At 76.9% G+C, this 26,866-nt stretch carries 21 protein-coding genes and 1 pseudogene; 15 read left to right on the top strand and 7 right to left on the bottom strand.

The window, feature by feature from the left end; all coding sequences use genetic code 11:
* The first annotated feature begins 9 nt into the window (after window positions 1-9).
* On the top strand, window positions 10-1,998 hold the full coding sequence (locus ACZ55U_RS08360) for an HSP90 family protein (RefSeq protein WP_465523748.1): 1,989 nt from the start codon (window positions 10-12) through the stop codon (window positions 1,996-1,998).
* Window positions 1,998-4,958 carry a hypothetical protein gene (locus ACZ55U_RS08355; protein WP_465523746.1) on the top strand — a complete coding sequence of 987 codons (2,961 nt, stop codon included), beginning with the start codon at window positions 1,998-2,000 and terminating at the stop codon, window positions 4,956-4,958. Before ACZ55U_RS08360 ends, ACZ55U_RS08355 begins: the two co-directional genes overlap by 1 nt.
* 129 nt (window positions 4,959-5,087) lie before the next feature.
* Here ACZ55U_RS08355 and ACZ55U_RS08350 read toward each other — a convergent pair whose 3' ends face one another.
* The gene (locus ACZ55U_RS08350; RefSeq protein WP_465523744.1) at window positions 5,088-6,392 is read right to left on the bottom strand and encodes a chitinase; all 1,305 of its coding nucleotides are present in this window, start codon (window positions 6,390-6,392) and stop codon (window positions 5,088-5,090) included.
* Window positions 6,393-6,676: 284 nt separating this feature from the next.
* Window positions 6,677-7,561, bottom strand: a complete 885-nt coding sequence (locus ACZ55U_RS08345; RefSeq protein WP_465523742.1) for a LysR family transcriptional regulator — start codon at window positions 7,559-7,561, stop codon at window positions 6,677-6,679.
* 209 nt (window positions 7,562-7,770) lie between these two features.
* Here ACZ55U_RS08345 and ACZ55U_RS08340 point away from each other — a divergent pair, with 209 nt between their 5' ends.
* Genes ACZ55U_RS08340 through ACZ55U_RS08325 form a run of 4 tightly spaced genes read left to right on the top strand, consistent with a single transcriptional unit; the run spans window position 7,771 to window position 11,049 of the window.
* Window positions 7,771-8,682, top strand: a complete 912-nt coding sequence (locus ACZ55U_RS08340) for a DMT family transporter (RefSeq protein WP_465523740.1) — start codon at window positions 7,771-7,773, stop codon at window positions 8,680-8,682.
* A 10-nt stretch (window positions 8,683-8,692) separates the two neighbouring features.
* Complete coding sequence (locus ACZ55U_RS08335) at window positions 8,693-9,982, top strand: sensor histidine kinase (RefSeq protein ID WP_465523738.1); 1,290 nt, start codon at window positions 8,693-8,695, stop codon at window positions 9,980-9,982.
* Window positions 9,976-10,638, top strand: coding sequence for a LuxR C-terminal-related transcriptional regulator (locus ACZ55U_RS08330; RefSeq protein WP_465523736.1), 663 nt, complete (start codon window positions 9,976-9,978; stop codon window positions 10,636-10,638). Before ACZ55U_RS08335 ends, ACZ55U_RS08330 begins: the two co-directional genes overlap by 7 nt.
* Window positions 10,639-10,686: 48 nt before the next feature.
* The gene (locus tag ACZ55U_RS08325) at window positions 10,687-11,049 is read left to right on the top strand and encodes a hypothetical protein (protein WP_465523734.1); all 363 of its coding nucleotides are present in this window, start codon (window positions 10,687-10,689) and stop codon (window positions 11,047-11,049) included.
* Here the strand turns inward: ACZ55U_RS08325 and ACZ55U_RS08320 are convergent.
* Window positions 11,021-12,133, bottom strand: a complete 1,113-nt coding sequence (locus ACZ55U_RS08320; protein WP_465523931.1) for a glycosyltransferase family 4 protein — start codon at window positions 12,131-12,133, stop codon at window positions 11,021-11,023. The two genes, ACZ55U_RS08325 and ACZ55U_RS08320, sit on opposite strands and share 29 nt — an antisense overlap.
* Complete coding sequence (locus tag ACZ55U_RS08315; protein WP_465523732.1) at window positions 12,040-13,377, bottom strand: hypothetical protein; 1,338 nt, start codon at window positions 13,375-13,377, stop codon at window positions 12,040-12,042. Before ACZ55U_RS08315 ends, ACZ55U_RS08320 begins: the two co-directional genes overlap by 94 nt.
* A 224-nt stretch (window positions 13,378-13,601) precedes the next feature.
* On the opposite strand from ACZ55U_RS08315, the gene ACZ55U_RS08310 reads away from it, so the two are divergent.
* The 5 genes from ACZ55U_RS08310 to ACZ55U_RS08290 all read left to right on the top strand — a co-directional run bounded on the left by ACZ55U_RS08310 (window position 13,602) and on the right by ACZ55U_RS08290 (window position 19,645).
* Window positions 13,602-14,678 (top strand): GNAT family N-acetyltransferase, encoded by a 1,077-nt coding sequence (locus ACZ55U_RS08310; protein WP_465523730.1) that lies wholly within the window; start codon window positions 13,602-13,604, stop codon window positions 14,676-14,678.
* Window positions 14,671-15,465, top strand: coding sequence for an aminotransferase class IV (locus tag ACZ55U_RS08305; protein WP_465523728.1), 795 nt, complete (start codon window positions 14,671-14,673; stop codon window positions 15,463-15,465). The genes ACZ55U_RS08310 and ACZ55U_RS08305 overlap by 8 nt, the downstream gene beginning before the upstream one ends.
* Window positions 15,466-15,570: 105 nt before the next feature.
* On the top strand, window positions 15,571-16,446 hold the full coding sequence (locus tag ACZ55U_RS08300) for an ABC transporter ATP-binding protein (protein ID WP_465523726.1): 876 nt from the start codon (window positions 15,571-15,573) through the stop codon (window positions 16,444-16,446).
* A complete protein-coding gene (locus ACZ55U_RS08295; RefSeq protein WP_465523724.1) occupies window positions 16,443-18,971 on the top strand; it encodes an ABC transporter permease in 2,529 nt (842 codons plus the stop codon). The genes ACZ55U_RS08300 and ACZ55U_RS08295 overlap by 4 nt, the downstream gene beginning before the upstream one ends.
* A 248-nt stretch (window positions 18,972-19,219) precedes the next feature.
* On the top strand, window positions 19,220-19,645 hold the full coding sequence (locus ACZ55U_RS08290) for a hypothetical protein (RefSeq protein ID WP_465523722.1): 426 nt from the start codon (window positions 19,220-19,222) through the stop codon (window positions 19,643-19,645).
* 90 nt (window positions 19,646-19,735) lie between these two features.
* Here ACZ55U_RS08290 and ACZ55U_RS08285 read toward each other — a convergent pair.
* A pseudogene (locus ACZ55U_RS08285) lies at window positions 19,736-20,891 on the bottom strand (Cmx/CmrA family chloramphenicol efflux MFS transporter).
* 483 nt (window positions 20,892-21,374) lie between these two features.
* Here ACZ55U_RS08285 and ACZ55U_RS08280 point away from each other — a divergent pair.
* A complete protein-coding gene (locus ACZ55U_RS08280) occupies window positions 21,375-21,716 on the top strand; it encodes a hypothetical protein (protein WP_465523721.1) in 342 nt (113 codons plus the stop codon).
* On the top strand, window positions 21,709-21,870 hold the full coding sequence (locus ACZ55U_RS08275; RefSeq protein WP_465523720.1) for a hypothetical protein: 162 nt from the start codon (window positions 21,709-21,711) through the stop codon (window positions 21,868-21,870). Before ACZ55U_RS08280 ends, ACZ55U_RS08275 begins: the two co-directional genes overlap by 8 nt.
* 111 nt (window positions 21,871-21,981) lie before the next feature.
* Here ACZ55U_RS08275 and ACZ55U_RS08270 read toward each other — a convergent pair whose 3' ends face one another.
* A complete protein-coding gene (locus ACZ55U_RS08270) occupies window positions 21,982-22,908 on the bottom strand; it encodes a diacylglycerol kinase (protein WP_465523718.1) in 927 nt (308 codons plus the stop codon).
* Window positions 22,905-24,473 (bottom strand): FAD-binding oxidoreductase, encoded by a 1,569-nt coding sequence (locus tag ACZ55U_RS08265; protein WP_465523716.1) that lies wholly within the window; start codon window positions 24,471-24,473, stop codon window positions 22,905-22,907. The genes ACZ55U_RS08270 and ACZ55U_RS08265 overlap by 4 nt, the downstream gene beginning before the upstream one ends.
* A 74-nt stretch (window positions 24,474-24,547) precedes the next feature.
* Here ACZ55U_RS08265 and ACZ55U_RS08260 point away from each other — a divergent pair, with 74 nt between their 5' ends.
* A complete protein-coding gene (locus tag ACZ55U_RS08260) occupies window positions 24,548-25,162 on the top strand; it encodes a TetR/AcrR family transcriptional regulator (protein WP_465523714.1) in 615 nt (204 codons plus the stop codon).
* Entirely contained in the window at window positions 25,159-26,721 is a 1,563-nt protein-coding gene (locus ACZ55U_RS08255; protein WP_465523712.1) for a glycerol-3-phosphate dehydrogenase/oxidase, read from the top strand. The genes ACZ55U_RS08260 and ACZ55U_RS08255 overlap by 4 nt, the downstream gene beginning before the upstream one ends.
* Window positions 26,722-26,866 lie beyond the last annotated feature (145 nt).

Below are 26,866 nucleotides of genomic sequence, written 5' to 3'. Positions count from 1 at the left end.
GAGCCTCCGGTGTCCCCTACCGACAACCCGACGAGTGCGCACACCTTCCAGGTGGACCTGCGCGGCCTGGTGGACCTGCTCTCCCACCACCTCTACTCCAGCCCCCGGGTCTACCTGCGCGAGCTGCTGCAGAACGCGGTGGACGCGATCTCCGCCCGCCGCGCCCTCGACCCCGGGGCGCCGGCCGCGATCACCGTGCGCGCCGACGACGAGCTGTCCGTCACCGACACCGGCATCGGCCTGACCGAGCAGGACGTCCACACCTTCCTCGCCACCATCGGCCGCAGCTCCAAGCGCGATGCCGACGGCCGGCTCGACGGCGCCGGACTGGCCCGCGCCCGCGGCGACTTCATCGGCCAGTTCGGCATCGGCCTGCTCGCCTGCTTCGTCGTCGCCGACGAGATCGCCGTGCTCACCCGCTCCGCCGCCACCCCGAACGCCCCGGCGATCGAGTGGCGCGGCAGCTCCGACGGCAGCTACACCATCCGCACCCTGCCCGCCTCGGCCAAGCCCGAGCCGGGCACCACCGTCACCCTCACCCCGCGCGCCGACGCCGCCGAGTGGACCCGCCCCGGCCGGGTCCTCAGCCTCGCCCGGGACTTCGGCAGCCTGCTGCGCCACGACGTGACGGTGATCGACGCCCACGGCACCGAGCACCCGGTCAACCGCACCCCGCCGTGGGCCGCGCGGCACGCCTCCCCGCTCGCCAAGCGCGACGCGCTCGCCGAGTACTGCCGCGCCGCCTTCGACTTCACCCCGCTCGACACCATCGAGCTGGACCTGCCGCTGGTCGGCCTGCGCGGCGTCGCGTACGTCCTGCCCGACGCCGCCCCGCCCTCGCGCCGCAACGGCCACCGGGTGCACCTCAAGGGCATGCTGCTCTCCGACCAGGCCCACGAACTGCTGCCGGACTGGGCGTTCTTCGTGCGCTGCGTCGTCGACACCGACGGGCTGCGCCCCACCGCCTCCCGCGAGGGCCTGTACGCCGACGAGACGCTGGCCGCCGTCCGGGACGCGCTCGGCGCCCGGATCCGCGACTGGCTGACCGGCCTGTCCGCGAGCGACCCGGCGCTGCTGCACCGCTTCCTGTCCGTCCACCACCTCGCCGTCAAGGAACTCGCCCGCTACGACGACGAGTTGTTGCGGATGATGCTGCCCTGGCTGCCGTTCGAGACCACCGACGGCAACGTCACCCTGGACGAGTTCGCCCGCAGCCACCCGGTGGTGCTGGTGACCCGCACCGTCGAGGAGTTCCGGCAGGTCGCCCCGATCGCCGGGGCGGCCGGGCTCGGCGTGGTCAACGGCGGCTACACCTACGACCGCGACCTGGTGCACCGGCTGCCCGAGATCCGCCCCGGCGTCTCGGTCTCCGACCTCGATCCGGGCACCGTCACCGCGCACCTGGACTCCGTCGACCCGGCCACCGAGCTGGCCGCCGGCGCCTTCCTGGCGATCGCCCGCGAGGTGGTCGGCCGGTTCGACTGCGACGTCGCGCTGCGCAGCTTCCACCCGACCAACGCGCCCGCCCTGCTGCTCGACAACCGGGAGGCCCGGCACGAGCGCACCCGGGCCCAGCTCGCCGACGAGGCGGACGGGCTGTGGGCGGACATCCTGGGCTCGCTGCGCGCCGAGGTGCCCCGCGCCCAGCTGGTGCTCAACCACCTCAACCCGCTGGTGCGCCGCGCCGCCACCGTCACCAGCCGCGAGCTGGCCGTCACCGCCGTCGAGGCGCTGTACGGGCAGGCCGTGCTGATGACCCGCCGCCCGCTCAAGGCCAGTGAGTCGGCCCTGCTCAACCGCTCGTTCATCAGCCTGCTCGATCACGCCATGCTCGGCCACGAGGCGGCCGGCGGCTCCTCCCAAGGCGCCGCCGCCGGCCCCTCCGGCGGCACCGGCTCCGGCACCGGCCCCTCCGGCACCGGTACTGGCACTGGCTCCGGCACCGGCACCGGCACCGGCTCCTCCGAGGGCGACGCCGACGGCGGGAAGGAGGCGTGATGCTGGACACCCCCGACGCGGTGATGGCCGCGCTGCGCGACAACGACGCCCGCCCGTACGGACGGACCAGGACCGTCACCGCCGAGGAACTCGTCGACGCCGCCGAGCAGTTCGACGACACCGGGGTCCGCTCGATGGCCCTGCTGGAGCTGATGGAGGCCTACGAGTACGACGGCGAGCGCAGCAAGAGCCCGGTGGTCTTCGCCCGCGTCCTCAAGCTCTGGGACACCGACCCGGACGGCTTCGGCGAATGGGCGGCGCAGCAGGTGCTCTGGCGCTTCAAGTGGGTCGCCGACGCGCTCAAGGACACCCCGGACGTCCCGCTCTCGGCGATCCGGCGCTGGCACACCGAACTGCGCGACCGCTACCGCGCGGCCGGCCACGACCTCCAGCCGTACTACGCCCAGCGCTACCACCTGGCCGCGCACACCGGCCTCGACGTGCAGGACGCCTACGAGCTGTGGGCGGCCCGCCCCCGCTCCGAGCTGAGCGACTGCCACGCCTGCGAGACCCGTGCCCGCGCCCGGCACTTCCTCGCCGCCGGGGACGACGCCCGGGCGCTGGAGACGCTCGCCCCGGTGCTGGACGGCCGCAGCGGCTGCGAGCAGGAGCCCTACCTGAGCCAGGCCACCGCGCTGCTCGCACAGCTGCGCCAGGGCCGGCTGGACGAGGCCCGCTCCGGCCACCTCGCCGGCTACCGCTACGCCCGCGGCAAGGCCTCGATGCTGCACGCCGTCGGCCTGCACATCGAGTTCTGCGCGCTCTCCGGCAACGAGCCGCGCGGCCTGGAACTGCTCGCCGAGAACCGCGACCTGTTCGCGGTCACCGGCGAGCCCGCCTCCCGGCTGGACTTCCTGACCGGCGTCGAGGTGCTGGCCGCCCAGCTCGCCCGGGCCGGCCACGGCGCGCTCGCGGTCGCCGGCCCGGCCGGCGGCACCTGGACGGTGGACACCCTGCTCGCCCACCTGCGCACCGAGGCCGACGCGCTGGCCGCCCGGTTCGACGCCCGCAACGGCACCGGGGCCGTCAGCGCCGCCCGGCGCGCCAGGCTGGCCGTCGAGCCGCTGCTGGCCGAGCCGCTGGCGCTGGGGGTACGGGCCGCCGCCGCGCCCGAGCTGTCCGCCGCCCCGGCCGCCGCGCCCGCGCCGCGCCGGGTGGTCGAGCCGGAGCCGGAGGACTTCACCGCCCTGGTGCTGCGGGCCCGTGAGCTGGAGCTGCTCGGCCACCCGGACTCCGACCGGCTGTGGAAGCGGGTCGCCGAGCGCGTGGAGACGGCCGGCTTCGTCCACCCGGAGAGCGCCGAGCTGGGCAGCCCCGAGCGGCTGCGCGCCGAACTCGCCGAGCAGCGCGCGCACGAGGCGTTGCAGCGCGACGCGTACGCCGAGGGCAAGGCGGGGCTGCTGGCCGCCGCCGAACTGTTCGAGCGGGCGGGGCTGGCCGGGCCGGCGCTGATGGTGCGCACCCGGGCGCTGATCGCCGACCTGGACGAGCGTGACGGGGCCCCGGGCGGCGGGAACGGTGAGCACGGCGAGGGCGGCGAGGGCGGTGCCCGGCGGGCCGACTGGGCGGCGCTCGACGCCGCGCTGGCCCGGGCCGAGGAACTGCGCGCCACCGGTGAACTGACCGACGACGACTACCTGATCCTGCTCCAGACCCGCGCCTACGCCGCCCACCACGACCTGTCCGAGGCACTGCCCGAGCCCGCCGACGAGGTGGCCGAGCGCTTCGAGGCGGTGGTCGGGGCCTACCGGCAGGCCGCCGTCCGGCTCGGCTCCGAGCGCCGCGCCGCGACGTCCCGGCAGTACACCGCCGACGCCGCCGCCCGCCAGGGCCGGCTGGCCGAGGCGGAGGCCGAACTGCGCGAGGTGCTCGCCCAGTTGGAGGCCGCCGAGCTGCCCTGGCACACCCCCCGGGTGCTCGGCCTGCTCGGTCAGGTGCTGGTGCAGGGCGACCAGCCGGGCCAGGCGGTCGAGGTGTTCCACCGGGCGCTGGCCGAGGCCGTGCGCTGGGGCGACGACTCCTACCCGTACGCGCCGACGTACATGATGCTCGGCCACTCCTGCCTGCGGTCGGGAGACCTCGGCGGGGCGGTCCGGGCGCTGTCGGAGGCGGCCGCGCGCTACGACCGCAAGGGCGCCGAGGCGGTCGAGGAGGCCGCCCAGGTGCGTCTGCAACTGGCCGACGTGCTGCGCGACACCGGCCGGGCGGCGGACGCGGTGGCCGTGCTGGAGTCGGTGCTGGGGGACGCCTCGGCGGCCCGGCTGGACGTCCGGATGGTCGCCCAGGCCAGGCTGGACCTGGCCCGGGGCCTCGGGGAGCTGGAGGAGTACCGGGACGCCGCCGAGGAGTACCTGCGGCTGGCCGACCTGGTGGCCGGCTGGGAGGAGCAGGAGACCCACACCATGGTCGCCTGCGAGGCCGCCCTGGCGCTCGCCCAGGCGGACCGCTGGGAGGCCGCCGAGGCGGCGCTGGCCCGGGCCCGCGAGGCGCACGGCCGTGCCCCGCAGGTCGATCAACTGGCCGCCACCCTGCGGGAGTTCGCCAGGCTGACGATGCGGGCGCAGGGCGCCGAGGGGCTGCCCGTCTCACTCGCCCTGCTCGCCGAGGCGGACGCGGTCGGCGAGGCGGCCGAACAGCGTGGCGAGGAGTACAACTCCTGGTACCTGCGCGGTGGTTCGCGCTACGAGCGGGCGCGCTCGCTGGCCGTCGCCGAACGGTACGAGGAGGCGCTGGCCGAGGTCGAGCGGGCGATCCCGGAGTACGAGGCGGGCGGCGAGCGGGCCGAGTCGCCGCGGGCGGAGTGCGTCCGGCTGGCCGCGCTGATCGAGGGCAGCGACCTCGGCCGCACCGGGGCGGCGGTGGCCCGGCTGACGGCCGGCATCGCGCGCTGCGAGGCGGTCGGGCTGCCGGAGGCGGCGCAGGTGCTGGCGGAGCTGCGGGAGCGGTTCGCCGGGGAGTGAGCCCCGCCGCGTTCCGCCGACGCGGGCGGGGCGCCGGTGGGGCCGCCGGCGGGGCGCGGAGGCCGGGCGGGGGCCCGGGGCCGTGTGTGACCCCGGGCCCCCGCCCGTGCGTACCGGTCGGCCGCTCCGTCAGCAGGGCCCGTCGTCGGCCCAGACGCCCCACTGGCCGCTGGCGGTCGGCACCTCGTTCAGCGTCCACCACTTGGCGTGGTAGTTGCGCGAGTTGTACGAGACCTTGGCCCCGGCGCTGTACGTGGTGCTCGCGCTCCAGACCGGGTTGAGGCAGCCGCCGGTGGTGGTCGGCGCGGGCGAGGTCGGCGGCGGGGTGGTCGGCGGCGGCGTGCTGGGCGGGGTCGCCCCGGCGAACCTCACCGTGTACTTGGTGAAGTCCCAGTCGTTCTGCGCCACGCTGGAGCAGGAGCCGGACAGCCCCGGATCGACGGTGCCCGGGCACTGGCGGTCCCGGTTGACCGACCAGTAGGTGTACCGGGCCAGGCCGTGCGCGGTGGCGAAGTCCAGCACCGTCTGGAAGTCCGCCTGGTGGAAGTACTCGGCGGCGTCGGTGCGGCCGTTCATCATCGAGATGCCCTCGTGGGCGTACGCGGTGGCCTCGTTCCAGCCGAAGGTGGTCTGGAGGATCTGGTTGAACTTCACCAGCGCGTCGGTCTGCGCCGCCGCGCCGTTGAAGCCGCCGTCGAACGGCATGATCGAGAAGTTGTCGGGCGTGAAGCCCTGGGACTTGGCCTCGTTCAGCATCTGGGTGCCGAACCAGCCGGTGCCGGCGTTGGTGCCGGCGGTGGTGACCGAGACGTACAGGCCCGGGTTGTTCTGCTGGAGGATCTTCGCCGCGCCGATCTCGTTGTGGATGGCGGCGGTGTTCTCGTACTCGGGCTCCTCCAGGTCGAAGTCGACCGCCTTGAGGCCGTACTTGGTGATCACCTTCTGGTAGCCGGCGGCGGTCGCCTCGGGAGTGCCGCAGACCTGGCCCAGCTTGGTGCCGTTGTAGCCGCCGACCGACACCGAGACGTCCCCGCCCTTGCCGCGGATGGTCTGGATGACGCTCGGCATGGTGGTGTCGGTGTCGATCGAGGAGGTGCCGCCCCAGGCGGGCGAACAGCTGTTGCTCTGGGCCAGGATGAACGCCAGCTGGAAGGCCTTCTGGCCGGTGGCGTCCATGACGGCGGCGGCGTCCGGCGGGCTGTTGTCCTCGGGCATCAGGTAGGGCGCCGAGGCGTACCAGTTGTTGCCGATGCCTCCGGCGGCAGCGGTCGTACCGGTGGTGTCCGCGGCGGCGGAGCCGGTGCCGGCCAGGGCGGCGGCACCGCCGAGGACCAGGGCGAGCGCGGTCGCCACGGCGAGCGCGGCGCGGCGGGGGCGGCGTCGGCGTGGTTCCGGCGAGGTGGGGGTGGGGTGGGGTGGGCGTGCGCGTTCCATTGGAGGCCTTTCCAGGAAACGGCGGTGGGGGAAGTGCCCGTTCGCGCCGGAGGTGGGGGTGGCGCGGCGGCAGGCCGAACTGCCCGGGGGCGACGGGTGGTTGCCGCAGGCTCTCACTGGTATAGACCTCTCCTCGCGCGCCGGTCAAGACCCGGTGGAGGGGCGGCGCGGCGGCGCCCCGCCACGCTCAGACCCCGCCATGTTCACTCCCCGTCGCGCTCGGCTCCCGCCACGGCCCAGGCCCCGCCGCGCTGAGCCCCTGCCACGCTGAGCCCCTGCCGCGCTCAGGTCCCGGTCGTGAAGCCCGCCGCCACCCCCGCCAGCAGTCCGCTGACCGCCGGGGACCACGGGCGGCCGGTCGGACCGGTCAGCGACAGCGTCCGGTGGACGGCGGGCCGGATCGGGACCAGGACGCAGTCGGCCGGCAGCATGGTCAGCGCCAGCGCCGGCATCATCGTGACCCCGACGCCCGCGTGCACCATGCCGATCAGCGTGTTCAGGTCGCGGATGCGGTGCCGGGGCGTGAAGCGTGCGCCGGCCCGCCGGTAGGCCTCGCGGACGTGGCGCTCGCAGCCGCCCTCCGAGAGCAGGAAATCGTCATCCTCCAACTCCGCGACGTGGACGGTCGGTTGGCCGGCCAGCGGATGGTCGCGGCGCAGCAGCGCGTGCATCGAGTCACGGCCGAGCGCGACCGCCCCGGGTGGCAGCGGCCCGGGGTCCACCAGGACGGCGGCGTCCACCGTGCCCGCCTCCAGCCAGGCCGGCAGCTCGTCGTCCTCGCCCTCGAAGACCCGGACGGTCACCTGGGGGTGGGCCGCCCGCCACTCCCGCAGCAGTCCGGGCAGCAGCGCCTGGCAGACGGTGGTCGGCGCCGCCAGCCGTACGGTGCCGGTCAGACCGCCGCGGTGCCGGGTGGCGATCGCGCGGACGGCGGTGGCCGAGGCGACGGCCGTCCGCGCGTGCGGCAGGACCTGCTCGCCCAGCGGGGTGGGGCGGCACGGGCTGGAGCGCCGCAGCACCGGCGCGCCGAGGGCGCGCTCCAGCGCGGCGACGGCGTGCGAGACCGCCGACTGACTGATGCCCAGTTCGTCGGCGGCCGCGCCGAAGCCGCCGGTGTCGGCGACCGCGACCAGCGCGCGGAGCTGGGCCAGATTGACGTCCGGGGTCATGAGGGTTCCTCATCGCGGGTGTGGTGCCACTTGTTGGACTCATGCTGTGCCGCTGCGCCACGCTCTGTCCAGGAAGCTCCCGGCCGGAAGGGCTCTGCCCGGGGAGCTTCAGCTTCGCCCACGGACTCCTGTCCCGAGGGCGCTGTCCGGAGCGGGCTGCCCACAACACGCTGTCCAGGAGACGCGACGGAAGTACGGAGGTGGTCGGGGTGCGGCGCTGGTTGCCGGGCTTCGTGGCACTGTCGGCGATCTGGGGCGCCAGCTTCGCCCTGATCAAGGTGGCGGTCGAGGCGGGGGTGCCGCCGCTGTGGGTGGCGCTGTGGCGCTGCCTGCTCGGCGCCGCCGCGCTGTGGGCGGTGCTGCTGGTGCGCCGCGAGCCGGTCCCGCGCGACCGGGCGCTGTGGGGGCACTCGGCGGTGGTCGCGGTGCTGCTCAACAGCGTGCCGTTCACCCTGTTCTCGTTCGGCGAGACCAGGGTCAGCTCGGTGCTCGCCGGGGTGGTGAACGCGACCACCCCGCTGTTCACCCTGCTGTTCGCGGTGCTGACCGTCCGGGAGGAGCGCCGCCCGGGTGCCCGCCGGCTGGCCGGGCTCGGGCTCGGCTTCGTCGGCGTGCTCGTCGTGCTCGGGGTCTGGCACGGCCTCGGCACCGGGGCGAGCGCCGGGGCACTGGCCTGCCTGGCCGCGGCCTGCTGCTACGGCGCGGGCTTCGCCTACCTGCGCCGCTTCCTGGCCGGCCGCCCGGAGTCGGTGACCACCCTCTCGGTGCTCCAGATCACCTGTGCCGCAGCCGAGCTGGCGCTGGTGGCGCCGCTCGCCGCGGGCCCGCCGCGCTGGCCCGGCGCCGGTGCGGCCCTCGCCCTGCTGGCCCTCGGCGCGGTGGGCACCGGCCTGGCCTACCTGCTCAACCTGGGGCTGGTGCGCGGCGCCGGAACGACGGTGGCCTCCGCCGTCACCTACGTGATCCCGCTGTGGTCGACGGCCGTCGGCGCGGCCTTCCTCGCCGAGCCCGTCGGCTGGAACGCCCTGGCCGGCGGCGCGCTGGTGATCGCCGCCGTCGCGCTGACCCGGCCGCGCCGGGCCCCCGCACCGGCCCCGAAGGAGCGTCAGCCGGTCGGTTAGGGTGGTCGGAATGAGCGAGGGGGACCAGCGGCCCGGGGCCGTACGCGAGGCGCTGCGGGCCGATCCGCTGCGCTTCCCGTTCACCCGCTGGGTGCCGCGCTGCTGGGCGTACCTGCTCGGCGGCGCCCTGCTCGGACCGCTGCTGCTGGTGGTCGTCGCGGCGCTGCTGGTGCTCGGCCTGGGCCTGTCGGTGGTCGGCGTCGGGCTGCCGGTGCTGGTCGCGCTGGCGCTCCTGGGCATCCCGGCCGCCGCCGTGGCCCGGTGGCGGCTGCGCCTGGTCGAACCGCTCCCGCTGCCCGATCCGCACCGCGCCCTGCCCGGGGCGGGCCGCCGCGCCCGGGTCCGCACCCGGCTGCGCGAGCGGGCCACCTGGCGCGAACTCGCCCACACCGCGCTCGCCTCGACCGTCCTGGCCGCCGCCTCGCTCGGCTTCACCGCGCTGCTGGCCTGCTCCGCCCTGTACGTCCTCTCCCCGCTGGTGGTCTGGGCGCTCGCCCCGGAGACCGTGATGCTGCTTCCCGGGCACGCCGTCCCCGGGCCGCTCGCGGCCCTGCCGTTCAGTGCCGCCGGGCTGGCCGGCCTGCTGCTCTGCGCGTACGCCGGGGCGCTGCTGGCCTGCGCCGAGGTCGCGCTGGCCCGCTTCCTGCTCGAGCCCCGGGAGGACGACCTCGGCCGCCAGGTGGTCGAACTCACCCGCTCCCGGGCCCGGCTGGCCGACGCCTTCGAGGCCGAGCGGCGGCGGATCGAGCGCGACCTGCACGACGGGGCGCAGCAACAGCTGGTCGCGCTCAGCATGACTCTCGGGCTCGCCGAGTACGAGCTGCGCGACCAGGAGGGCCGGGCGGCCGAACTCGTCACCCGGGCGCGCGGCGAGGCCCGGCAGGCCCTGGCGCAGCTGCGCGAACTGGTGCGCGGCATCCACCCGCAGGTGCTCACCGACCACGGGCTCGCCGCCGCCGTCGCCGAGGTGGCGCTGCGCCACCCGATCCCGGTGGCCACCGACATCGTCCTCCCGGAGCGGCTGCCCGCCCTCGTGGAGGCCACCGCCTACTTCACCGTCACCGAGGCGCTCACCAACGCCGCCAAGCACAGCGGGGCCGGCGCGATCACCGTCCACGGGCGGGTCACGGGCGGCCGGCTGGTCGTCCGGGTGACGGACGACGGCCGCGGCGGGGCGGACCCGGCCGCCGGGGCCGGGCTGGCGGGACTCGCCGACCGGGTGGCACTGCTGAGAGGACGGCTGATGGTGACGAGCCCGGTGGGCGGCCCGACGACGCTGCGGCTGGAGGTGCCGTGCTGAGGGTGGTGATCGCCGAGGACGCGGTGCTGCTGCGCGCCGGACTGGTCGAACTCCTCGCCCTGGGCGGCCACTCGGTGACCGCCGCGGTCGGCGACGCCGGGGCGCTGACCGCGGCGGTGGACGCCGACCGGCCGGACATCGTGGTCACCGACGTCCGGATGCCCCCCGACCACACGGACGAGGGCCTGCGCGCGGCCCTCGCCCTGCGCGAGCGCCACCCGGGCCTGCCCGTCCTGGTGCTCTCCCAGTACGTGGCCACCCCGTACGCGGCCCGGCTGCTCGCCGCCGCCGGCGCCCAACCGGCCGGTCTGGGCTACCTGTTGAAGGACCGGGTCGGTGACGTCGCGGACTTCCTGGACGCGCTGCGGCGGGTCGCCGGCGGGGAGACGGTGATCGACCCCGAGGTGGTCCGGGTGCTGCTGCGCGGCCAGTCGGCCGACCGCCCGCTGGCCCGGTTGACCCCGCGCGAGCGCGAGGTGCTGGCACTGATCGCCGAAGGCCTCAACAACCAGGCGGTGGCGGCGCGGTTGAGCATCACCGAGGCCTCGGTGGTGAAGCACTGCGGCAACATCTTCATGAAGCTGGACCTGGATCCGACCGACGGCAACCGGCGGGTGCTCGCGGTGCTGGCACACCTGCGCGGGGCGGCTGGGTGACGGATCACCCCCTTGTCACGGAGGTCGCGGTGCCGGAACGATGGCGTCATGGCACGGACACCGGAACCGCAGAGCGCGATCGTCAACCGCATGCTCAAGGGCGAGGCGACCAGGGAGGACACCACCACGGCCCAGGCCAACTTCCTGCTGTGGCTGCGCCAGGAATGGTCCGGGGACGGGGACTTGGCGCTGGCCACCTGCGAGAAGACGCTGACGGAGGCCGGGGGCGAGGAGTGGCGCTCGGTCCCGGAGCGTGATCTGTCCGCCCACGTCTGGCTGTTCAGCTTCTCCTGCCCGAGCCGGGAGGACCTGGCGGGCCAGGCCCGGAACTGGGTGTCGGCGGTCCGCGCCAACGGCGGGGCCGCCGCGATCGCCCGACTGGTCAGGCACCTGCGGGGGCAGCCGGAGTGAGGGGCGCGCCCGGGCCGGGCAGCGGTGCCCGCGGGTCGAGCAGCGCGGCGAGCCGCCGCGCCGAGGCCTCCCAGCTCCAGTGCTCCTCGGCCCAGCGCCGCCCCGCCGCCCCCGTCCGGGCGCGCTCGGCGGGTGGGGCGAGCAGGATCCGGGTCAGGGCGGCGGCGACCTCGGCCGGGGAGCGGCCGTCGACGACCGTGCCGGTGACGCCGTCGAGGACGGTGTCCGGTGCGCCGCCGGAGCGGCCGGCCACCACCGGCAGCCCGGCCGCGGCCGCCTCCAGGTAGACGATGCCGAGGCCCTCGGCCTCCAGGCCCAGCCGGCGGGTGCGGCAGGGCATCGCGAAGACGTCCGCCCCGGCGTAGTGGGCGGCCGTGGCGGCGTGGTCGAGGCCGCCGGTGAACACCACGCTGCCCGGCTCGGTCAGCCGCAGGGCCAGACCCCGCAGCCGGTCCTCGTCCGGGCCCCGGCCGACCAGCACCAGGGTGGTCCCCGGCACGGCCCGGCGGATCGCGGGCAGGGCGCGGATCAGCACGTCCTGGCCCTTGCGAGGGACCAGCCGCGCCACGCAGAGGATCACCGGCGACCCGCCCGGGCTCCGGTGGCCGTCCCGGCCCGGGGCGCCGGCCGGCCGGAAGACCGAGGTGTCGACGCCGGGCACCAGGCGCGCCAGCCGGGCGTCCGGGCCGAGCGCCGGGGCGATCCGGGCGCGGGTGTAGTCGCCGAGGTAGGTGACCACGTCCGTACCGCGGCCGATCCGGCGCAGCAGGCCGCGGGCGCCCGGGGTGCGGGCCCACCAGATCTCGTGGCCGTGGGTGGTGGCGACGGTGCGCCGGATGCCGGGCGCCAGCCGCCGCAGCCCGGGCGCCATCGCGGCGAGCGGCGCGGCGGCGCCGAACCAGACCCGGTCGCAGCCGTGGGCGCGGGCGATCCCGGCGGCCCGGCGGGTGACCCGCGGGGTGGGCAGCAGGGTGCGGGCGCGGTCGCGGATCACCGGGTAGGGGAGAGCGGCGTCATGCCGCCGCGCGCCGGGCTCGGCCGAGGTGTAGACGACGACGTCGTGGCCGGGCAGGCGGTCGGCCATGGCCCGGACGAAGGTCTCGATGCCGCCCTGGCGCGGCGGGAAGTCGTTGGTGACGACGAGGGTGGTGCCCATGGCAGGCCTTTCGGAGCGGAGAACGGTGCGGGGAGCGGAGCGGAGAACGGGACGGGGGGCGGATCGGGGAGCGGGAGGGGGAGCAGGACGAGCAGGAGCGGCAGCGCGAGGTAGCCGAACCGCCCGGCGGGCGCGAGCAGGAAGGCCGCCGACAGCCCCAGGGCCAGCCGGTGCGCCGCGGCCCTCGCGGTGCGGGGCGGGTGGGTGAACAGCGAGGCCCCGACGGCGAGTCCGGCGAGCAGCAGCAGGCCGACGGCGGCGTACCAGCCGGGCGCGCCGAGGCCGGCGAGCAGGCGCCCGGGCAGTGGGCTGGCGGCCGGGGTGGGCAGTCGGCCGCGCCCGGTGGGGAAGGCGAACACCTGCTCCACCAGCGGCCCTGGCGCGCGCAGCGCCACCGGCAGCACCGCCACCGCCGCCGCCCCCACCGCGAGGGCCGCCCCGCGCAGGGCCGCGCGCCGCCCGGCGGTGGCCGCCAGCAGGGCTGCCACCACGGCGAGCGCGGGCCAGGCCGTCCACTTCAGCGAGCAGGCGGCGGCCAGGGCCCAGCCGGCCGCCACCGGCCGCCGTTCGGCGGCGCGGACCAGGGCCAGCAGGCAGAGACCGGTGAGCGGCAGGTCGACCCCGCTGACGCACAGCGGCAGCGCGACCAGCGGCGAGGCGATGAGCGCGGCGGCGCCGAGCCGGCGCCCGGCGGGCACCGCCCGCAGCACGCAGACGAGGAACACCGCCGCGCACCAGAGCCGGGCGTCACCCAGCGCCCCACTGCCCGGGGAGGTGTCGCCCAGCAGCGCCCGGGGCAGGCCGAGCAGGGCCATCCCCGGCAGGTACGGGGTGTACTCCGCGACGGAGCCCGGGTCGGCCAGGTACGGCGTGCCGGTGCGCAGCAGCAGCGAGCCGGCGCGCTCGACCACCCCGACCTCGCTCTGCCCCCGTCCGTCCAGGACCAGGACGCCCAGCGGCACCAGCACCGCCCCGACGGCCGCGACCGCCACCGACAGCTCACGCCCGCGCCGCCGCGACAGCACCGCGGCGAGCGCCGCGAGCAGGTACCCGCAGGCCGCCCAGAGCCCCCAACTCCGGTGCGGCCCCAGCCCGGACAGCAGCGGGAACGCCCCCGCCCACGCCGCCGCGACCAGCCATCCGCCGCCCCACCACCAGGTCCTTTTCGTCACCCCCTCATTGCATCGGCGCGGCTCGGCGGGGTCATCACGGCCAGGTCGAGTCCGATGGTCGGGTTTCCCCTACCACCGGGTGCCGCGCCACGGGTGCCGCGCCACGGGTGCCGCGCCATGGGCGCCGCGCCCCGGCCGGTGCGCCGGAGCGCACGCCCGCCTGCACTGACGTTCGGTGGCCGATGGACTACTGATCGTCCCTGCCCGGCCGCTATCCTCGCCGTGTGCGGAGGTCGTGGGGTGCGGCGGTGGAGCGGGCGCAGGGCCGGTTGGCCGCGGGGCCGCGGTTGCGGGCGGTCGAGCCGGGTGAGGAACGGCGGTTCGCCCTCTGGGACTTGGCGTCCCTGGTGGAGGGCGAGCTGGGCGAGCGGGTGGACCCGGACGAGCTGGCGCCGGAGGCGGAACGCGGGTGGCGGGAGCGCCTGGGCGAGAGCGGGCGGGAGTGGCCGGGCGGGGAGCTGTACCGGCGCCGCTACTGGATCCGGGACGAGGCCGGCGCGGTCGTCGGCACCGTCGCCGTGGACAACTGGACCAAGGGCCCGAGCCAACTCGCCGTCTCCTCCCTCTACGTGACCCCGTCGGCGCGCGGCCGGGGCCTGGCCGCCGCCGCGCTGGACGCGGTGTACGAGGCGGCCACCGCCGAGGGCCTGCCCGGGTTCCGGCTGGAGGCGCACTGGACCTGGCAGCCGGCCGTCCGCTACTACCTGCGCCGGGGCCTGTGGGTGGTGGGCTGGAAGCACTCGCTGTCCTTCGCCCGGATGCCCCAACTCCCGCCGCACCGGGTGCGGGAGGCGGACGGGCGGCTGCTCCTGCTGGTCGCGGACCGGTCGCGCGGCTGGGTGCCGATACTGGCCGCCGCGCAGGAGGGCCGCTGGCTGCGGCTGGACGAGACGGCGGACTACCGGGGCTGCGACGGCTGGGTGCACGAGTACGCCCGCTCCACCCTGGCCCTGTGCCTGGCGCTGGCCGGACGGCCGCTGGTGCGCGGCCCGCAGTGGTGGGCGGAGGCCTGGCGCTGGTCGGACGCCGGGGAGCCGGAGGGACTGGCGTACCGGATCGAGGAGTTCGAGCGGGCCGCCCGGAAGGCGGGCCGGCGGTTCGTGAGCCCGTACCGCCCGGTGGTGCGGCCGGAGTCCGTGGCCGCCCCCTCGCCGCAGCCGGAGTCCGGGGCCGCTGCCCTCTCCCCGCAGCCGGAGCCCGGGTCCGTCCCCTCGCCGCACCCGGAGCCCGGGGCCGCCGCCCTCTCCCCGCGGCCGCCCGCGCCGCCGCCCCGGCAGCTGGCAGACTCGGGGGATGGCTGAGATCGAGATCGACGGCACCCCCGCCGACCCGGCGCGACTGGCCGCGCTGGGGCTGCTCAACTACGGGCACTTCACCACCCTGCGCGCCGAGGCGGGCCGGGTGCGCGGGCTGTCGCTGCACCTGGACCGGCTGGTCCGGGACTGCCGGGTGCTGTTCGGCGCCGAGCTGGACCGGGCGGTGGTGCGCGAGCGGATCGCCGCGGTGCTGCCCGCCGACGGCACGCCGGTGACCGTCCGGGTCACCGTGTACGACCCGGCGCTCGGCCTGGAGCGCCCCGCCTCCCCGGCCGCGCCCGCCCTGCTGGTGACCACCCGTCCGGCCGCGGCCGCCGCGCCCGCCCCGCTGCGGGTCCGCACCACCGCCTACCGGCGGGAGCTGCCGGAGGTCAAGCACGTCGGCCTGTTCGGGCTGGTCCACCACCGGCGGCAGGCCCAACTCGCCGGGTACGACGACGTGTTGCTGGTCGACGAGGAGGGCCTGGTGGTCGAGGGCGCGACCTGGAACGTGGGCTTCCTGGCCGGCGGCGAGCTGGTCTGGCCGCAGGGCCCGAGCCTGCCCGGCGTCACCGAGGCGCTGCTGTCCGGCGCGTACCGGGGCCCGCAGTCCCGCGAGCCGCTGCCCGCCGCCGGGCTGGACCGCTTCGCCGCCGCCTTCGCGGTGAACGCGGGCGTCGGGGTGCGCCCGCTGGCGGCCGTGGACGGCACCGCCTTCGACCCGGCCCATCCGGCGCTGGCCGAGCTGCGAGCCGTCTACCTGGGGGTTCCCGCCGAACCGGTGGGGGGATAACCCCACCCCCGGTCCGCCGGTGGCCCGCATGGTCCGCGGTGCCGGGGCTTCCTAGGTTGGAGCGCGTTGACGACGAGCGACGCAGCACCGAAGGAAGGCCCATCCATGGCACGCCGCCAAGACCGCCGCAGGACCGAGCAGCACGGCACCGACGCGTACGGCACCGAGCAGCACGGCACCGACCCGTACGGAACGGCGCCCCACGGGTCCGCGCCGTACGGATCGGCGGCGCAGCCGGCCCCCGCGATCGAACTGCGCGGGGTGTGCCGCGGCTACGGGCGCGGTGAGGCGCGGGTGGAGGCGCTGCGCGGGATCGACCTGGCGCTCGCCCACGGCAGCTTCACCGCGGTGATGGGCCCCTCCGGCTCCGGCAAGTCCACCTTCCTCCAGTGCGCGGCGGGCCTGGACCGCCCGGACTCCGGGCAGGTCCGGCTCGCCGGCGAGGACATCACCGCGCTGAGCGAGAACCGGCTCACCGAGCTGCGCCGCAGCCGGATCGGCTTCGTCTTCCAGTCCTTCAACCTGCTGCCCTCGCTGTCCGTCGAGCAGAACGTGCTCCTTCCGCAGCGCCTCGCCGGGGAGCGCCAGGACCGCTCCCGGGCGCGGCAGTTGCTGGAGCGGGTGGGCCTCGGCGAGCACGCCCGGAGGCGGCCCGGCCAGCTCTCCGGCGGCCAGCAGCAGCGGGTGGCGATCGCCCGCGCGCTGATCACCCGACCGGACGTGCTGTTCGCGGACGAGCCGACCGGCGCGCTGGACACCCGGACCGCCCACGAGGTGCTGACCCTGCTGCGCCAGGCGGTGGACTCGCTCGGGGCGACCGTGGTGATGGTGACCCACGACCCGGTGGCGGCCTCCTTCGCCGACCGGGTGCTGTTCCTGGCCGGCGGCGCCCTCGTGGACGACCTGCCGCACCCGAGCCCGCAGGCCGTCGCTGACCGGATGGTCGCCCTGACCGCCCGCCCGGTGGGAGTGGCGGCATGACGAACGGACTCGCGCGCGCCTCGGTGCGCTTCCGGCCCGCGTCCTTCGTGGGCACCCTGGTCGCCCTGCTGCTGGGCGCCGCCGTGGTGGTGGCCTGCGGCACGCTGTTGCAGACCGGCCTGACCGCCGGCCTGGAGACCGACCGGTACGCGGCCGCCCCGGTGGTGGTCGCGGCCGAGCAGTCGGTGACGATCCACCGGAAGGTCGGCGAGGACACCGAGACCATCGAGCAGGCCACCCCGGAGCGGGCCCGCACCGACGCCGCGCTGGTGGGCCGGATCGCCGCGCTGCCCGGGGTCGCCGCGGCCCGCCCGGACACCGCCTTCCCGCTGCCCGCCACCGGCCCGGCCCCGGCGCTGACCGGCCGCGGCTTCGGCGCGCTCGGCATCGCGGGGCCCGCCGACACCCTGGTCGAGGGCCGTGCGCCCGGCGCGAACGAGGTGGTGCTGGACGCCGGCACGGCGCGCGCCGCTCACCTCGCGCCCGGCGCGAGCCTCACGCTCACCGCGCCCGGCGGCACCGCGAGCTACCGGGTCTCCGGCTTGGCCGCCGCCCAGCAGGCCGGCCCCACCGCCTGGTTCGCCGACGCCACCGCCGACCGCCTCTCCGGCCACCCCGGCCGGGTCGACGCCATCGCCGTGCAGCCCCGCGAGGGCGTGTCCACCGCCGCGCTCGCCGCCCAGGTCCGCCAGGCCGTCGGCGGCGCGGCCGAGACCTTCACCGGGGACGGCCGGGGCGCGGTCGAGCACCCCGCCCTCGGCGGTGCCCGCGAGACGCTGATGGCCCTCGGCGGCAGCTTCGGCGGCTACGCCACCATGACGGCGGTCTTCGTGGTGATGAGCACCGTCGCCCTCGCCACCGGCCAGCGCGCCCGGGAGTTCGCCCTGCTGCGCGCGATCGGCGCCACCCCGCGCCAGATCCGCCGCACCATCGCCGCCGAGGCGGTGCTGGTCGCGCCGGTCGCCGCCGCGCTCGGCATCCTGCCCGGACTCGCCCTCGCCCGCTGGTGGTTCGGCCAGCTGGTCGAGCGCGGCGCCGTCCCCGAGGGCGTCCGGCTGGCCGTCGGCCCGCTGCCGATGCTCGCCGCCGTCCTCGTCTGCACCCTCGCCGCGCTGACCGCCGGCTTCCTGGCCGCCCGCCGGCCGTCCCGGATGCGCGCCGCCCAGGCGCTCGGCGAGGCCGCCCTTGAACCGCCCCGCCCGGGCAAGGTGCGCACCGTCCTCGGGCTGGTCTTCACCGCCGGCGGCACCGCGGCCGCCGTCGTCGCCGCCACCGCCCTGGACGGCGCCACGGCCGCGCAGACCGCGCTCGGCGTGGTGATGTGCTACATGACGGCCGTCGCCCTGCTCGGCCCCTGGCTGGCCCGGGCCGCCGCCGTGGTGCTCGGCGCCCCGCTGCGGGCCGGCGGCGCGGCCGGCTCGCTGGCCGCCGACAACACCCGCGCCAACGCCCGCCGACTGGCCTCCGCGATCACCCCGATCGTCCTGGTCACCGCCTTCTGCGGCACCCTGCTGGTGCTCCAGAGCACCGTGCGCCACACCAGCGGCGAGAACGTGCGGGCCGGCGTCACCGCCGACCACGTCGTCGGCGCCACCGGTTCCGGCCTGCCCGCCGGGACCGCCGAGCGGGCGGCCGGCGTGCCCGGGGTGGACACCGCCGTCGGCGTGCTGCGCACCGGCGTCGTCTACGAGAACGCGGGCCAGCTGGGCTCCGCCCCCGTGCTCGGCGTCGACGGCGACCCGGCCCGGCTGCCGAAGGTGCTCGACCTGGGCGTGCGCAGCGGCTCGCTCGCCGACCTCGGGCGCGCCCCCGACACCATCGCGCTGAGCACGATCATGGCCGACGCCTTCGGCGCGAAGGTCGGCGACCGGGTGCCGCTCTGGCTCGGTGACGGCACCGCCGTCCGGCCCGCCGTGGTCGCGGTGTACGAGCGCGGGCTCGGCGTCGGGCAGGCGGTGCTGCCCCGGGCCGCGGTGGCCGGGCACGTCACCGCCGGGTACGACAGCCAGGTGCTGGTGGCCGACGCGCCCGGCGCCGACCGCGCGGCGGTGGCCGCGGGGCTGGGCGGGCTGCCCGAGGCGGCCGTCACCGACCGGGCGGGATTCGTCGCCCAGTCCGACAAGGACCTGGAGCTCAGCGGCTGGGCCAACACCGTGATGGCCGCCGTGCTCGGCGGGTTCGCCGCCGTCAGCGCCGCCAACACCCTGGTGATGACGGTCCTGGACCGGCGCCGCGAGGTGGCACTGCTGCGGCTGGCCGGGACCACCCGCGGCCAGGTGCGCGGCATGATGCGCTGGGAGGCGCTGCTGGTGGCCACGGCCGGGCTCGCGGTCGGCGCGGTGATCGCCGGGATCACCCTGGTGCCGGTCACCCGGGGCGTGGCGGGCTCCGCCCCGTACGTTCCGCCGATGCTCGCCCTGCCCCTGGCCGCCGCAGCGGTGCTGCTCTGCCTCGGCGCGACCGGGCTGCCGGTGCGTGCCCTGCTGCGGACCAGGCCGGCGGCGCTGGGATCGGTGCGGCAGTAGCGGGCCGCGACGGGCTCGGAAGGGGTGCCCTCGGGAACGGCCTGAGGGCACCCCTTTTCTTCGGGCGGCCGTGGCGGACTCACGGTGTGGTGGGCACCCGGCGGTCGCTGCGAGGACTCCGGCCGAGCTCCTGCGGCGGGGCCCGCGCCCGGGGCTGCTAAGTTGAACGCGTTCAATTCCATGGTCGTGGAAGGGGGAGCCATGAGGACGGTCCCTGCGAGTGCCCTCCGGGGCTCGTCGCGCTGGCGATGGGTGTGTTCGCCGTGCCGGTGGTGCTCCTCGGCGTCCGGGACGGCTTCCACGCCTCGGGCCTGTACGCCGTCGTGGCGGTCTGCTTCCTCCCGTGCCAGGCGGCGCTCCTGTGGTCCGGGCCGGCCGGCTTCCGGGCCGCCACCGTCGTCGCCGGGTGCGTGATGGGGCCCGTGGCGGTGCTCGCCGGGCTGTACCTCCTCTGGGCCGGCGCGGGGCTCGGCCGCCTGGGCGGGGCCCTGGTCGGGCTCGCGCTGCCGGTCGCGACGATCGCCTCGCTGGTCGGCGCCTTCCAGCGGGCCGGGGGCCTTCACCGCGGCCTCCGCTCCGCCGTGGTCGCCCGGTCGGTGGCCGTCCTCTCGCTCGTCGGCTGGGCCCTGCTGATCTTCGCCTCGGGCCCGCCCACACCCGGCGTGCCGGGCTGAACCCCGGTGCGCCCCGAGCCGCCGCACCGGGACGGCCGGGCGGCGCGGCGGCCCGATGCGGCGGCCCGATGCGGCGGGGAAACGCGGCAGTCACCGGCCGGGCGTCCGAAGCGGCCGGACCGCGGCGATCAGCAGGGCGGCCGCGACCAGGAGCCCGGCGGCGTGGAATGGGCCGGTGCTCCCGGCCCCGGCGCCGAGGGCGGTCGCGGCGAGCAGCGGGCCCGTCGTGGCGCCCGCGTTGAGCGCGGCGGTCGCGTAGGAGCCGGCCATCGTGGGCGCACCGGCGGCCTCGTACAGGACCCGGGTGATCAGCGTGCCGCCCGTGGCGAAGGACAGCGCGCCCAGCAGGAACACCAGGGGGGAGCAGCACGGCCGGTTCGCCCGCCGACCCGGCCAGGGCGGGCCAGCCGGCCAGCAGCAGTGGGCCGCAGATGGCGAGGAGCGGGCCGGGGCGGCGGTCCGCCAGCCGCCCGGCGACGGTGACGCCGACGAACGACCCGGCTCCGAACAGCACCAGCGCGACCGGGACCCACAGGTCGCCCAGCCCGGCCGGGCCGGTCACCACGGGGGCGAGGAAGGTGAAGCCGCCGAAGGTCGCCGCGTTCACCAGCGCGGCGAGCAGCATCGCCCGCAGCAGCTCCGGGCGGCGCAGCTCGGCGAGCTCCGCGCGCAGTGCCGGCGAGCCCTGGCCGGTCGGCGTGGCAACGGGGGGAAGGCCCTTGGCGATGCCCACGGCGGCGGGCAGGCAGAGCAGCGCGACGGCCCAGAACGCCGAGCGCCACCCGAACAGCGCGCCCAGCACCGCCCCGCCCGGGACACCGGCCACCGTCGCGATCGTCGTCCCGGACAGCAGCACCGCGAGCGCCCGCCCCTTGCGGTCCGCCGGCGCCATCGCGGCGGCGGTGGTCAGGGCGACGGCGAGGAACCCCGCGTCGGCGAGCGCGGCCACCACCCGGGTGGCGAGCAGCACCGGGAAGCTCGTGGTGACGGCGCCTACGGCGTGGGCCGCCGCGAAGGCCAGGACGAAACCGAGCAGGCTGCCGCGACCGCTCCGGCCGCGCGCGAACGCGGCCATCAGCGGCGCGCCGACGGCCATCCCGACCGCGAAGGCGGCGGTCAGCCCGCCGGCCGCACCGACGCTGACGCCGAGGTCGGCGGCGAGGCCGGGCAGCAGGCCGGCCAGCATGAACTCCGAGGTGCCCATGGCGAACACGGCCAGGGCGAGCAGATAGAGGGGGAGGGGCATCGAGGGGCTCCGAGGAAGGGCGGTGGGAACGAGGGAGGGAATCTCGTCACCGCACGCTCAGCCCCCGGGCGGCGCAGGCGCGGCGCTCGCCCGGAACCAGGCCCTGTCCGGGGCCTGGGTGGTCCGGGTCTTCAGGGGGCTGACGGCGCGTGACCGAAAGCCCCCACCCTGGATGCCTCGGGGCTCGACATGCCGGCAGGCTATCCGGCCGTCGGCTTCCGAAGCATCCGGTTTTTCCGCGCTCCCCGGCGGCCCGGGCGCCCGCCTGTCCGCCTGTCCGCCGCCGCCGGTCCGCCGCCGGTCCGTCGCCGCCGGGAACGGCCCCTCCGGGGGATTCCGGTCGGCCTAGGGTGTCCGGGAACCTGGGGGGTTGACGGAGCGTCGGAGGACGATCGGCGGGGTGCCGGCGACAGCCGCCGTGCTGCCGTTGCTGCTGGGTGCGAGGGCCGGTGGGAGAGCCGCTCGGGCGGGCGGGGGCTGGTGGTGGACGCGCTGAACCGGCCGCTGCCGCTGCTCGGTGCGGCCGTCGTCCTGCTGCTGGTGGGGGCCTGGGTCCGGGGTCGGCTGGACGCCGTCGGCCGGGCGGTGGCGGTGGTCGGGGGTGCCGGACCGCTGCCGGTGCTGGGCGGCTCGGTGCTGCACGGCCTCGGCGCCGAGCAGGTGCGGGAGGACCCGGGCCGGCTCGCCAGGGCGGGCGGACCACGTGCTGGTCGTGGTCCGGCACGGCGGGCCCGGTGCGGAGACGGAGAGCCGATCCTGGGAGGTCCGGTGGGAGACCGGGAGCGGCTGGTCGACCCGCCGCTGGTCGCTCGCCGCGATGGGTGAAGGGTTCCCGGGTGGTGAGGGCAGGTTCGAGTCGGCGGCCTGGACCGGCGACGGCTGGATCACGATCGCCACCGCCACCGGGGCCTGGGTGTTCCGGGTCGACCCCGGGAGCGGCGAGCCGACTTCGGCGGAGGGCGACGCCGGCCACGGCTGACGCGGGCGCGGCCGGAGCCACCGGCCGCGCCCCGAAGCGTCGGGGCGCGGCGGCCTCACGGCCTCACGGCCTCACGGCCTCACGGCCTCACGGCCTCACGGCCTCACGGCCTCACGGCACCAGGATCCGCAGGGCGTCCTTCGCCACCGCGACGTCCACCGGCAGCGGGGCGATGAACTCCCCGTCGGCGTAGGCGGTGATGCCCGGGGACTCGATCCGCAGCGACTCGGTGCGCAGGGTGGTGACCTCCGGGCGGGTGGTGTGGGTGCCCTTGAGGAGGGTGGGGAAGAAGCGGGCGACGCGCAGCCGGGGCATGGCGTCGACCAGGGTGACGTCCAGCAGGCCGTCGTCCGGCAGCGCGGCGGGGCACATCGGCATGCCGCCGCCGTAGCTGCGGGTGTTGCCGACGGCGGCCAGGGTCAGGTCGCGTTCGATGACGGTGCCGTCGGCGAGGGTGATCCGGAACGGCAGCGGGCGCAGGTTGGCGAACTCGGCGAGGATGGCGAGGTTGTAGCGCATCCTTCCGCGCGGCCAGCGCAGCCGGTTGGCGCGGTCGCTGACCAGCGAGTCGAAGCCGGTGGCGAGGACGGAGCCGTACCAGCGCACAGCCCCGTCCGGTCCGGTGATCCGGCCGAGGTCGACTCCCCGGGTGCGCCCGGCGGCGATGACGTCGGCGGCGGCCTCGGGGGCGCCGAGCGGCAGGCCGTACTCGCGGGCGTGGTCGTTGCCGGTGCCGGCCGGGATCACCCCGAGCGGGACGGGGGTGCCGGCCAGGGCCTGGAGGGCGAGGTTGATCATGCCGTCGCCGCCGACCACGGCCACCGCGTCCACGCCGTCCGCCGCCGCCTCACGGGCCAGGCGCACGGCGTCCCCGCTGGAGCGCCCGGCGTGCGGCTCGACCTGGACTCCGAGGGCCCGCAGCCGGGCGGTGGCCCGGCGGGCGGCGGGTTCGGCGTGGCCGATGCCCGCCGCCGGGTTGGTGAGAACGGCGACCCTGCGGACGGCCCTCACGCCGCCCTCCCCACGGCCACGGCTCATGGGATCAGCTTGCCGGGGTTGAGGATGCCCGCCGGGTCGAGCTCGGCCTTGACGGCGCGCAGGACGCGCACGCCCAGTTCGCCGATCTCCTCGGTCATCCAGGGCCGGTGGTCGGTGCCGACGGCGTGGTGGTGGGTGATGGTGCCGCCGGCGCCCAGGATCGCGTCACCGGCGGCGCGCTTGGCGGCGCCCCAGCGGGTGAGCGGATCCTCGCCGAGGGCGGCGACGACGGTGAAGTAGAGCGAGGCGCCGGTCGGGTAGACGTGCGAGATGTGGCAGAGCACCAGGGCGCCGGGCAGGGCCCCGGTGAGCGCCTCGGTGACGGCGGTGCGCAGGTGGGCGAGCCGCTCCCAGCTGGCGGCGGTCTCCAGGGTCTCGCAGAGCGCGCCCGCGCCGAGCAGCGAGTCGCGCAGGTAGGGGGCGCTGAACCGGCCGTGCTCCCAGGCCCGGGCGGGGCCCTCGCCGAGCGAGGTGCCGCCTGCGGCGAGCAGGGCGTCGCGGGTGAGCTGCCGCCGGGCGGCGACCTGCGCGGCGCCGCCCTCGAAGACGGTGACGGCCAGGCAGCCGTTGACCGTCGGGGCGCCGCCGATCTGCTCGGTCATGGCGAGGTTGACCATGGTCTCGGCCTCGTCGGAGAGCCGGATCACGGTCGGGCCGGTGCCCTGCTGCTCGACGGCGCGCAGCGCGGCCGTGCCGGTGGCGAAGTCGGGGAAGCTCCACGCCTCGTACGCCTTGACGGCGGGCAGCGGGTGAACGCGCAGGCGGACGGCGGTGATCACACCGAGGGTGCCCTCGGAGCCGAGGAAGAGCTGGCGCAGGTCGGGGCCGGCGGCGGAGGCGGGGGCGCGGCCGAGGTCGAGCACCCCGGCGGGGGTGACGACGCGCAGCCCGCGCACCATCTCGTCGAAGCGCCCATACCCGGCGGAGTCCTGGCCGGAGGAGCGGGTGGCCGCGAAGCCGCCGATGGTGGCGTAGCGGAAGCTCTGCGGGTAGTGGCCGAGCTCCCAGCCGCGTTCGGCGAGCAGCGCCTCCGCCGCCGGGCCGGTGAGGCCCGCGCCGAGGACGGCCTCGCCGGAGGTCTCGTCGAGGGCGTGGAGGCGGTCGAAGCGGCGCAGGTCGAGCGAGACGACGGCGTCGAAGGCCCCGCGTTCCGGATCGAGGCCGCCGACCACGCTGGTGCCGCCGCCGAACGGGACGACGGCGATGCGGCGTTCGGCGCACACCGCGAGGACGGCGGCGACCTCCTGCTCGGTGCCGGGCAGCACGACGGCGTCGGGCGCGTCCTGCGGCTCGCGGCTGCGGCGGCGCAGCAGGTCGGGGGTGGACTTGCCGCCGGCGCGCGGCAGCCGGTCGGCGTCGGCGGCGCTGACGTGCGCCTCGCCGACGGCGCCGGCCAGCGCCGCCAGGTCCTCGGCGGAGATCCGGGACGCACGCAGCACGACCTCGTCGGCGCTCGGTCCGGGGACGGCCTCGCCGGTGACGCCGAGGGCGGCGGCGAGCAGTCCCTTGATGTCGGCGGACAGCTCCTTGGCCAGGGCCGGGTCGCCCCAGGCGTCCCACTTCATCGGGGGGAGCGGAAGCGCGGCGCCGGCCGGTCCCGCTTGCGTCTCAGGTGGCATGCGTTACAGTTTCACACATCATGTCAAGTAGTAACGCCGAGCCCCAGCCCCGTCCGCGAGCGCAGACCGCCACCGAGCGCGGCACCGACGACGCGATCCTGGACGCCGCCGCCGACCTGGTCGTCCACCTCGGCGTGCGCCGCACCCAGCTGGCCGAGATCGCCCGCCGCGCCGGGGTCAGCCGCCCGACCGTCTACCGCCGCTGGCCGGACGTCCGGGCGGTGATCGGCGCGCTGCTCACCCGGGAGGTCCTGGCCACCCTGGAGGGCACCCCGCAGACCGGGCCGGACCGGGAGGCCTTCGTCGAGCGGATGGTGGCGATCGCCGTGCGGCTGCGCGAGCACCCGGTGATCGGCGCGCTGCTCCGCTCCGACGACTCCGACCTGCTGCTCCAGTACGTCGTCGAGCGGCTCGGCGCCAGCCAGCGCGGTCTGCTGGAGGCGCTGCGCACCGGCATCGAGCGGGGCCAGGCGCACGGCTCGATCCGGGCCGGCGAGCCGCTCGAACTGGCCACCATGGTCCTGCTGATCGCCCAGTCCACCGTCCAGTCGCACCGCATGGTCGCCTCCCTGCTGCCCGAGGCGGCCTGGCGGCGCGAACTGGCCAGAGCGCTGAACGGATACCTCACGCCATGACCCCCACCGCAGGCCCGTACGCCGGCACCGCCCGACTCGACGCCACCCGGCGGGCGTCGGAACTCCGGGCGCTCGGCGACGATCCCCGGATCGACCTCCTGGTGATCGGCGGCGGCGTCACCGGCGCCGGGGTGGCCCTGGACGCCGCCTCGCGCGGCCTGCGCACGGTGCTGGTCGAGGCCCGCGACCTGGCCTTCGGGACGAGCCGCTGGAGCTCCAAGCTGGTGCACGGCGGCCTGCGCTACCTCGCCTCCGGGCGGATCAAGGTGGCCCGGGAGAGCGCCGTCGAGCGCGGCGTGCTGATGACCCGCACCGCCCCGCACCTGATCCGCGCCCTGCCCCAACTGGTGCCGCTGATACCGGACTTGCTGCGCCCCGGCCAGGCCGCGCTGATCCGCGCCGGCTTCCACGCCGGGGACGCGCTGCGCCTGGGTGCCGGCACCCCGGGCGCGCTGCTGCCCCGGGTGCGCCGGATCGACGCCGAGCGGACCCGCCGGCTGGTGCCGGCCGTGCGGACGGCCGGCCTGCGCGGCGCCCTGGTCGCCCATGACGGCCAACTCGTCGACGACGCACGGCTGGTGGTCGCGCTGGCGCGGACCGCTGCGCAGTACGGCGCGAGCGTGCTGACCAGGGTGCGCGCCGAGGAGGTCACCGGCACCTCGGCCCGGCTGGTCGACACCCTGACCGGCCAGGGGCTCGACCTCCGGGCGGGCGCGGTGGTCAACGCCACCGGCGTCTGGGCGGGCGAGGTGGACGCCTCGATCCGGCTCCGGCCCAGCCGGGGCACCCACCTGCTGGTGGACGCCGGCCTGCTCGGCCACCCGGCCGCCGCCCTCACCGTGCCGGTGCCCGGCTCCACCAGCCGCTTCGTCTTCGCCCTGCCGCAGCAGCTCGGCCGGGTGGCGGTCGGGCTGACCGACGAGGACGCCCCGGGCCCGGTGCCGGACGAGCCGCAGCCCACCGAGGCCGAGCTCTCCTTCCTCCTCGGCACCGTCAACGCCGCCCTTGCCACCGCCCTGACCAGGTCGGACGTGATCGGCGCGCACGCCGGGCTGCGTCCGCTGATCGACACCGGGGACGGCAGCACCGCCGACATCTCCCGCGAGCACGCGGTGCTGGAGTCCCCGTCGGGGGTGGTCACCGTGGTCGGCGGCAAGCTCACCACCTACCGCCGGATGGCCGAGGACGCGGTGGACACCGCCGTCCGGCTGCGCGGGCTGCCCGCCCGGACCTGCTGGACGGCCCGGCTGCCGCTGGTCGGCGCGCCCGGCCACCGGGACAGCCGGCCGCGCCCGGCCGGGGAGGTGCCCGCCTCGCTGCTCGCCCGGCACGGCGGCGCGGCCCACGAGGTGCTGGCGGCGGGGGAGCCGGAGCCGATCGTGGAGGGCCTGGACGTCACCCGGGCCGAGATCGCCTACGCCGTCAGCCACGAGGGCGCGCTGGACGCGGCCGACGTGCTCGACCGGCGGACCAGGATCGGGCTGGTCGCGGCGGACGCCGAGCGGGCCCGGAAGGCGGTCGGGGAGATCGTCGCGGAGGCCGTCGCGCAAGGGCGGTGAAAGCGCCGGGCCGGTACGGCGGATCCGCCTACCGGCCCGACGCGCGGCACTAGGGCGTGTTTCAGAAGTGGATCTTGCAGTAGGAGGATCGCGCGCGGTGCGGCGCGTCTACCTTTGCTGTTGAACCACTGCGGTGCCGCTGTCC

Source organism: Kitasatospora sp. NPDC034533 (genome assembly GCF_055575155.1).
This window is presented reverse-complemented; position numbering and strand designations above follow the sequence as displayed.

Excerpts from the sequence above, each read along its gene's own strand:
- ACZ55U_RS08290 (WP_465523722.1), top strand. The coding sequence starts at position 19,220 with ATGGGTGTGTTCGCCGTGCCGGTGGTGCTCCTCGGCGTCCGGGACGGC.
- ACZ55U_RS08325 (WP_465523734.1), top strand. The coding sequence starts at position 10,687 with ATGGCACGGACACCGGAACCGCAGAGCGCGATCGTCAACCGCATGCTC.
- ACZ55U_RS08265 (WP_465523716.1), bottom strand. The coding sequence starts at position 24,473 with ATGAAGTGGGACGCCTGGGGCGACCCGGCCCTGGCCAAGGAGCTGTCC.
- ACZ55U_RS08350 (WP_465523744.1), bottom strand. The coding sequence starts at position 6,392 with ATGGAACGCGCACGCCCACCCCACCCCACCCCCACCTCGCCGGAACCA.
- ACZ55U_RS08355 (WP_465523746.1), top strand. The coding sequence starts at position 1,998 with ATGCTGGACACCCCCGACGCGGTGATGGCCGCGCTGCGCGACAACGAC.
- ACZ55U_RS08275 (WP_465523720.1), top strand. The coding sequence starts at position 21,709 with ATGGGTGAAGGGTTCCCGGGTGGTGAGGGCAGGTTCGAGTCGGCGGCC.
- ACZ55U_RS08320 (WP_465523931.1), bottom strand. The coding sequence starts at position 12,133 with ATGGCCGACCGCCTGCCCGGCCACGACGTCGTCGTCTACACCTCGGCC.
- ACZ55U_RS08335 (WP_465523738.1), top strand. The coding sequence starts at position 8,693 with ATGAGCGAGGGGGACCAGCGGCCCGGGGCCGTACGCGAGGCGCTGCGG.
- ACZ55U_RS08300 (WP_465523726.1), top strand. The coding sequence starts at position 15,571 with ATGGCACGCCGCCAAGACCGCCGCAGGACCGAGCAGCACGGCACCGAC.
- ACZ55U_RS08305 (WP_465523728.1), top strand. The coding sequence starts at position 14,671 with ATGGCTGAGATCGAGATCGACGGCACCCCCGCCGACCCGGCGCGACTG.
- ACZ55U_RS08345 (WP_465523742.1), bottom strand. The coding sequence starts at position 7,561 with ATGACCCCGGACGTCAATCTGGCCCAGCTCCGCGCGCTGGTCGCGGTC.
- ACZ55U_RS08295 (WP_465523724.1), top strand. The coding sequence starts at position 16,443 with ATGACGAACGGACTCGCGCGCGCCTCGGTGCGCTTCCGGCCCGCGTCC.
- ACZ55U_RS08255 (WP_465523712.1), top strand. The coding sequence starts at position 25,159 with ATGACCCCCACCGCAGGCCCGTACGCCGGCACCGCCCGACTCGACGCC.
- ACZ55U_RS08260 (WP_465523714.1), top strand. The coding sequence starts at position 24,548 with ATGTCAAGTAGTAACGCCGAGCCCCAGCCCCGTCCGCGAGCGCAGACC.
- ACZ55U_RS08270 (WP_465523718.1), bottom strand. The coding sequence starts at position 22,908 with ATGAGCCGTGGCCGTGGGGAGGGCGGCGTGAGGGCCGTCCGCAGGGTC.